The organism is Mesorhizobium sp. M1E.F.Ca.ET.063.01.1.1, from assembly GCF_003998155.1.
GTDB lineage: Bacteria > Pseudomonadota > Alphaproteobacteria > Rhizobiales > Rhizobiaceae > Mesorhizobium.
Genome location: NZ_RZSC01001202.1, coordinates 1 through 1,147 on the forward strand (window position 1 = coordinate 1; position 1,147 = coordinate 1,147).

Below are 1,147 nucleotides of genomic sequence, written 5' to 3' on the forward strand. Positions count from 1 at the left end.
CTTTTGGTCGGCATGCATTGGGAGGCGGCGGGCGAAACCCGCCGCCGATCCGCTCTCGACCAGACCCCCTCAGATCCGGATCATGGCCGTGCTTCGGCTGTTAGTTGTTGCCGAAGAGGTTGCGGTCAGCGCCCTGGGTGACAGGCTGCTGAGCAGCCGGCTCCGACTTCTTGACCGAAGCCGTGTAGGACGTGTCGACCGCGGCAGCCGGCTGATTGGCGCCATTGGAACCGTAGTTGTCGCTCGCGGCGAAGGCGCTGCCGGAAATGGCCAGAACGGCGGCGGCAGTGAGAACAATCTTTTTCATTTTTGGTACTCCAGTATCTTTCTTCCGTCCGTCTAGCGGCGTGTCTTGGGAATGAAATCGCGTCGTTCGGACAGGCCCGATGTGGGAAAGCCGGCTGCCGGATTCCAATCACGAAGTTGTTCCGGCTGGACCATGAATCCGCACCTTGAAATTGCAAAAAGCGTTCCTACAATCAGATTTTTCTTAAACCAATTCAGATGCTTAAGTTATTTCTTCATTTGGCTCACCAAGTGTGTCCGACCACCAATGTTCACCCCTCTTGCACGCACCGTCAACAGAAACGAACCGTTCGGTTCGATTTTAGAATCTCCTAATAGTCACTTTTCGATACTGTTAACCACCGCGAGGCTGATCAGGACCCGCTTTGGAAGCATTGCCGACATCGGCAAGGAGAGAGAAATCGGCGTTGCAGGATGGCCGGATAAAGCAAGCGGAGTCCGATGCGACCTGGCGCGGCAAACCCGAGCGATCAGAGAGACGGCGAGCGTTCACACCCCGTAGCGCTCGGTGCGGATGATTCCTGCCGGAACGCCGGCATCGATCAGGGCCTCGGCGGCAGCCGACACGAACGCGTTCGAGCCGCAGACATAGGCGAGCCTCGGCGCCTTTGGCAGCCGCTCCATGGCTTGCGCCATCATCTTTGCGTCGACGCGCCGGGAATAGTCCGCCGGGCGGCGGGCCTGCTCGCGAGTCAGCGTCAGCACAAGATCGAAGCCGTCGCGGCGGTCGTCGAGGCGGATCAATTCGTCGCGGAAGACCACCTCGTCCCAGACCCTCGCCGAAAACACCAGCGCGATCGGCGCGGCCGGTTTTTGCGAGCCGCGGTGGCGCACCATCGCC

1 protein-coding gene and 1 pseudogene are annotated in these 1,147 nt (G+C 59.9%); both read right to left on the reverse strand.

Translation table 11 applies throughout. The annotated features are described in order from the left end of the window. Positions 1 to 100 precede the first annotated feature (100 nt). Positions 101 to 307 carry a DUF680 domain-containing protein gene (locus tag EOA29_RS37255; RefSeq protein WP_126090674.1) on the reverse strand — a complete coding sequence of 69 codons (207 nt, stop codon included), beginning with the start codon at positions 305 to 307 and terminating at the stop codon, positions 101 to 103. Between the two features lie 488 nt (positions 308 to 795). Then, a pseudogene (locus EOA29_RS37260) lies at positions 796 to 1,147 on the reverse strand (oxidoreductase); the annotation flags it as partial.